Genomic DNA, 4,863 nt, shown 5'->3' with positions numbered 1-4,863 from the left:
ACGACGCGCGCCGCGCCTCCTCGTCCTCGGTGCCCGAGGCGCAGGCGACCACCGCCGACGCGCCCGCGGCCCGTGGTCGCCGCGTCGGCCCCGACGTTGACGCGGCCGAGCTCACGACCCTGCTCGAGGCGCGAGCGACGGGCGACGCCGACTTCACCCTGCTCGACGTGCGCGAGGTCGACGAGCACGACTTCGCCCACATCGCCGGTGACGCGCAGGCTCCCGGGTACGGCACGCGCACCCGCCAGCGACCCGAGCTCGACCCGGCGCAGCGGGTGGTCGTCTACTGCGCCCGAGGGCCGCGGGCCCGCGCCGCGGCCGACCTGCTGGCGGGCGAGGGCTTCGACGTGTCGGTGCTGCACGGTGGCATGCTCGGGTGGCAGCTCGCGCAGGGGGCGCCCACGCGACCGTAGGCGGGCGTTCAGCCGCCGGCGAACGGCGGCATGACGTCGATCACCGCGCCGTCGGGGACGAGCTGCTCGCGGTCCCTCGTGGTCAGGCCGTCGACGAGGAACGAGCAGCGCAGCAGCACATCGCGGAAGTCCGCGGCCGACACGCCCTCGACCGGGCGGACCTCGGTGAGCAGGCGCCCGATGGTCGGGCGTTCGCCCGCGGGCACCTCGACGCGCTGGTCGTCGCGGCCCACGGCGGTGCGGGCGGCGGCGAAGAACCGCAGCGTCGCCGAGAAGGGGGCCGAGACGGGGGCCGGGGTGGCTCCGTCGACGGTGGGGGCGGGGTTCGTGGTCGTCATCTCAGCCTCCGATGGCGCTCATGGTGCGTTCCGGCTGCACGAAGTCCGGGTCGTCGATGCCGTGGCCCGAGGGCTTGGCCCACATGGCACCGCGCCAGGCGTCGGCCAGTTCGAGGTCGCTCGCCCCGCTCCGCAGCAGGTCGCGCAGGCCGGTCTCTCCGCCGCTGAAGAGGCAGCTGCGGATGCCGCCCTCGGCGGTCATGCGGGTGCGCCGGCAGTCGGCGCAGAACGGTTCGCTGACCGAGGCGATGATGCCGACCCGCCCGGCCAGTCCGGCGTCGTCACCGCGGCCGACGGCGTCGAACAGCTCGGCGGGTGCTCCGTCGCGCTCGACGTCGGCGGGGCTGAGGTCGAAGCGCGTGGCGATCAGCGAGTGGATGTCGCGTGAGGTGACGAAGGAGGCGCGGTCCCAGCTGCGGTCGGCGTCCAACGGCATCTGCTCGATGAACCGCAGCTCGTGGCCGCCGCGCAGCGCCCAGGCGAGCAGGTCGGGCGCCTCGTGGTCGTTGATGCCGGGCAGCAGGACGGCGTTGATCTTGACCGGGGTGAGGCCGGCCGCCGCCGCGGCGTCGACGCCGGCGAGCACCTTGTCGAGGAACGGACGACGCGAGACCTTCATGAACGTCTCGGCGTGCAGCGAGTCGAGCGACACGTTGACCCGGTCGAGCCCGGCGTCGGCCAGGGCCTGGGCGCGGTGCGCCAAGCCGATGGCGTTCGTCGTCAGCGACACCTCGGGCCGCGGGTCGATCGCGGCGACCCGTCGCACGATGTCGATCAGGTCGGCACGCAGCAGCGGCTCGCCCCCGGTGAACCGCACCTGCCGGACGCCGAGGTCGCGCACGCCGATGCCGACCAGGCGCACGATCTCGTCGGCGTCGAGCGCCTGTTCACGGGGGAGGGCCGGGAGGCCCTCCGCCGGCATGCAGTAGGTGCAGCGCAGGTTGCACTTGTCGGTCAGCGAGACCCGCAGGTCGGTCGCGGTCCGACCGAAGCGGTCGAGCAGTCCCGGAGCGGCGTCGCTCGACGGCCGCGCGGGCAGCAGGTCGTCGGCGGGGGCCCGGCCGGGCATGGTGGGCAGTCCGAGCGAGACGGTCATCCGTCGAGGTTAAGCCCGCGGGGCCGAACGTGGGGTGTCCATGGGAGGCGACCCGCGCCTCCTTTCGCTCCGCCGTGCACGACGCCCCGCCCCGCAGGCTCGTCCGGGGCCACTCGCTGCGGCTGCGCGACCGCGCATTCGGAACTAGGCTCGCGTCCATGACGCAGATGCGGATCAAGGACGCGGCGGCGTTCCTCGGCGTGAGTGACGACACCGTGCGACGCTGGATCGACCTCGGCCTGCTCGAGAGCGAGAAGGACGATGCCGGGCGCGGCGTGGTCGACGGGCTCGCGCTCGCGACGCTCGCCCGGAAGAACGCCGTGCTGCCCGCCGACCCGTCCGAGGTGGGGCGGTCGGCACGCAACCGCCTGGTGGGCGTCGTGACCGAGATCACCGCCGACCGGGTCATGGCCCAGGTCGAGCTGCAGTGCGGCCCCCACCGCATCGTCTCGCTGATGAGCAGCGAAGCCGTCCGAGAGCTGGGCCTCGAACCCGGTTCGGTGGCCATCGCGGTCGTGAAGGCCACGACGGTCATCATCGAGACGCCCGGCGGGAAGGCCTGACCATGAGACGGACCCCCCGCGTCGTCACGGCGCTCGTCGGAGCCCTCGCGGTGGCGACGGCCCTCGCCCTGACGGGGTGCTCGGGCGCGACCGTCGACACGGCGACCAGCGCGACACCGACGGCCTCCGACCCGACCCTCGAGGGGTCGATCACCGTCTACGCCGCCGCCTCGTTGACGACGACGTTCACCGAGCTCGCCGACGAGTTCGAGAAGGCGAACCCGGGCACGACCGTCGACCTGACCTTCGCGGGCTCGTCCGACCTGGTGACGCAGATCACCGAGGGAGCCCCGGCCGACGTCTTCGCCTCGGCCGACGAGAAGAACATGGCGAAGCTGACCGACGCCGGACTCGTCGACCCGTCGGCCTCGGAGGACTTCGCCACGAACGTCCTCACCATCGCCGTGCCGCCGTCGAACCCCGCCGACGTCACGGGCTTCGCCGACCTCGGTAAGTCCGACGTGACGACCGTGGTCTGCGCGGCCCAGGTGCCCTGCGGTGCGGCGACGGTCGCGGTCGAGCGGGCCACCGGCGTCACGATCTCGCCGGTCAGCGAGGAGTCCTCGGTCACCGACGTGCTGGGCAAGGTCACCTCGGGGGAGGCCGACGCCGGGCTGGTCTACGTCACGGACGTCGAGGCCGCCGGCGACAGCGTGACAGGCATCGAGTTCCCCGAGGCCGACCAGGCCGTCAACACCTATCCCATCGCCCCTGTGGCCGACACGGCGAACCCGGCGGTGGCCGAGGCGTTCGTCGCCTTCGTCACCGGCGAGGTCGGGCAGGGCGTGCTGCGGGACGCCGGCTTCGGCGCGCCGTGACGCCCGCCCCGCACCGTGCCTACGCCGGCGTCCCGGTGTGGATCGCGGTCGTCGCGGCCCTGGGGGCGGCCTTCGTCCTGCTGCCCCTCGTCGCCATGGTGTCGAGGGTCGACTGGGCCGAGTTCGTGCCGCTGGTCACCTCCGAGTCGTCGGTCGCCGCGTTCTGGCTCAGCCTGCGCACGTCGGTCACGGCGACCCTCCTCTGCGTCGTGCTCGGCGTCCCGATGGCGGTCGTGCTGGCCCGCACCGGGTTCCGGGGCCAAAGGGTGCTGCGGTCGCTCGTGCTGCTGCCGTTGGTGCTCCCGCCCGTCGTCGGAGGCATCGCGTTGCTCTACACCTTCGGGCGCCGCGGCCTGCTCGGTCAGGCGTTCGACGCGCTCGGCGTGACGATCGCGTTCTCGACCACGGCGGTCGTGCTGGCCCAGACCTTCGTCGCCCTGCCCTTCCTGGTGCTGAGCCTCGAGGGCGCCCTCCGCACGGTGGGCACGCGCTACGAGGCCGTCGCAGCGACCCTGGGCGCCCGGCCCACGACCGTGCTGCGGCGGGTCACGCTGCCGCTCGTGTTGCCCGCCCTCGTCTCGGGCGCCGTGTTGTCGTTCGCGCGGGCCCTCGGCGAGTTCGGGGCGACGCTGACCTTCGCGGGATCGTTGCAGGGCGTCACGCGCACACTTCCGCTCGAGATCTACCTGCAACGCGAGACCGACCCCGACGCCGCCGTGGCGCTGTCGCTCGTGCTCGTCCTCGTGGCGGTCGTCGTCGTCGCCCTGGCCCATCGGGCGGGCGGGCCGTCCGGCGTCGCCACCCGGAGGCGCGGGTCGTGACGCTCGAGTTCGCGGCGGTCGTCGAGGACCGCGGCTTCGACGTCGAGCTGGAGGTGGCCGACGGAGAGACGGTGGCCGTCCTCGGCCCGAACGGGGCCGGCAAGTCGACGCTGCTGTCCCTGGTCGCCGGCCTCCTGCGACCCGACCACGGCACGGCCCGCCTGGGCGACCGCGTGCTGTTCGACGTCGACGGCCGCGGGCGCGGACCCTCGCTGCGCCCGCACGAGCGCGGCGTCTCGATGCTCGCCCAGGACGCCCTGCTCTTCCCGCACCTCAGTGCGCTCGACAACGTCGCCTTCGGCCCGCGCAGCACCGGGGTGCCTCGACGCGAGGCCGGCCGCCGAGCCCGCGACTGGCTCGACCGGGTCGACGCCACGGGCCTCGCCGAGCGGCGTCCGGCGCAGCTCTCGGGTGGACAGGCGCAGCGGATCGCCGTCGCCCGTGCCCTGGCCGCCGACCCCTGCCTGTTGCTGCTCGACGAGCCGATGGCCGCCCTCGACGTGTCGGTCGCGCCCGCCCTGCGACGGACCCTGCGCGACGTCCTCGCCGACCGCACGGCGATGATCGTCACGCACGACGTCCTCGACGCCTACACGCTGGCCGACCGGGTCGTCGTGCTCGACGGCGGCCGGGTCGTCGACGCCGGCCCCACGCGCGCCGTCCTCGACCGTCCGACCACGCCGTTCGCCGCGGGGCTCGCGGGGCTCGACCTGCTGACCGGCACGGCCCGCGGGGGAGGCGTCCGGTTGGAGGACGGCACCCTGCTGACCGCCCGGTCCGCCGACGGGCTCCCGGCGGGCGCCGCGGCCGCGGT

Annotated in this window: 7 protein-coding genes; 5 read left to right on the top strand and 2 right to left on the bottom strand. The window is 74.3% G+C overall.

Features of this window, described 5'->3' with window-relative positions:
- The coding region (locus IFT36_RS15185) for a rhodanese-like domain-containing protein (RefSeq protein WP_200413566.1) at window positions 1-413 on the top strand (413 nt) is incomplete at its 5' end.
- An 8-nt stretch (window positions 414-421) separates the two neighbouring features.
- Here the strand turns inward: IFT36_RS15185 and IFT36_RS15180 are convergent.
- On the bottom strand, window positions 422-751 hold the full coding sequence (locus IFT36_RS15180; RefSeq protein WP_056048890.1) for a MoaD/ThiS family protein: 330 nt from the start codon (window positions 749-751) through the stop codon (window positions 422-424).
- Between the two features lies 1 nt (window position 752).
- Entirely contained in the window at window positions 753-1,847 is a 1,095-nt protein-coding gene (gene moaA / locus IFT36_RS15175; RefSeq protein WP_123571616.1) for a GTP 3',8-cyclase MoaA, read from the bottom strand.
- Window positions 1,848-2,005: 158 nt separating this feature from the next.
- Between moaA and IFT36_RS15170 the strand changes: the two genes are divergently transcribed.
- The 4 genes from IFT36_RS15170 to IFT36_RS15155 form a co-directional block, all read left to right on the top strand.
- A complete protein-coding gene (locus IFT36_RS15170; protein ID WP_123571615.1) occupies window positions 2,006-2,410 on the top strand; it encodes a TOBE domain-containing protein in 405 nt (134 codons plus the stop codon).
- A 2-nt stretch (window positions 2,411-2,412) separates the two neighbouring features.
- Complete coding sequence (modA, locus tag IFT36_RS15165) at window positions 2,413-3,228, top strand: molybdate ABC transporter substrate-binding protein (RefSeq protein WP_056048882.1); 816 nt, start codon at window positions 2,413-2,415, stop codon at window positions 3,226-3,228.
- Entirely contained in the window at window positions 3,225-4,049 is an 825-nt protein-coding gene (locus IFT36_RS15160; protein WP_056048879.1) for an ABC transporter permease, read from the top strand. Before modA ends, IFT36_RS15160 begins: the two co-directional genes overlap by 4 nt.
- Window positions 4,046-4,863, top strand: an 818-nt coding sequence (locus IFT36_RS15155; RefSeq protein WP_200413565.1) for a sulfate/molybdate ABC transporter ATP-binding protein, incomplete at its 3' end; no start/stop codon positions are given. The genes IFT36_RS15160 and IFT36_RS15155, both read left to right, overlap by 4 nt.

It is taken from the genome of Frigoribacterium sp. CFBP 13605, assembly GCF_014839405.1.
In the GTDB taxonomy this organism is placed as follows: domain Bacteria; phylum Actinomycetota; class Actinomycetes; order Actinomycetales; family Microbacteriaceae; genus Frigoribacterium.
The sequence above is the reverse complement of the archived record's forward strand: the minus strand, read 5'-3'. Positions and strand labels throughout refer to the sequence as shown.

Coding starts and splice junctions, on each gene's coding strand:
- IFT36_RS15180 (WP_056048890.1), bottom strand. CDS start 751: ATGACGACCACGAACCCCGCCCCCACCGTCGACGGAGCCACCCCGGCC.
- moaA (WP_123571616.1), bottom strand. CDS start 1,847: ATGACCGTCTCGCTCGGACTGCCCACCATGCCCGGCCGGGCCCCCGCC.
- IFT36_RS15170 (WP_123571615.1), top strand. CDS start 2,006: ATGACGCAGATGCGGATCAAGGACGCGGCGGCGTTCCTCGGCGTGAGT.
- modA (WP_056048882.1), top strand. CDS start 2,413: ATGAGACGGACCCCCCGCGTCGTCACGGCGCTCGTCGGAGCCCTCGCG.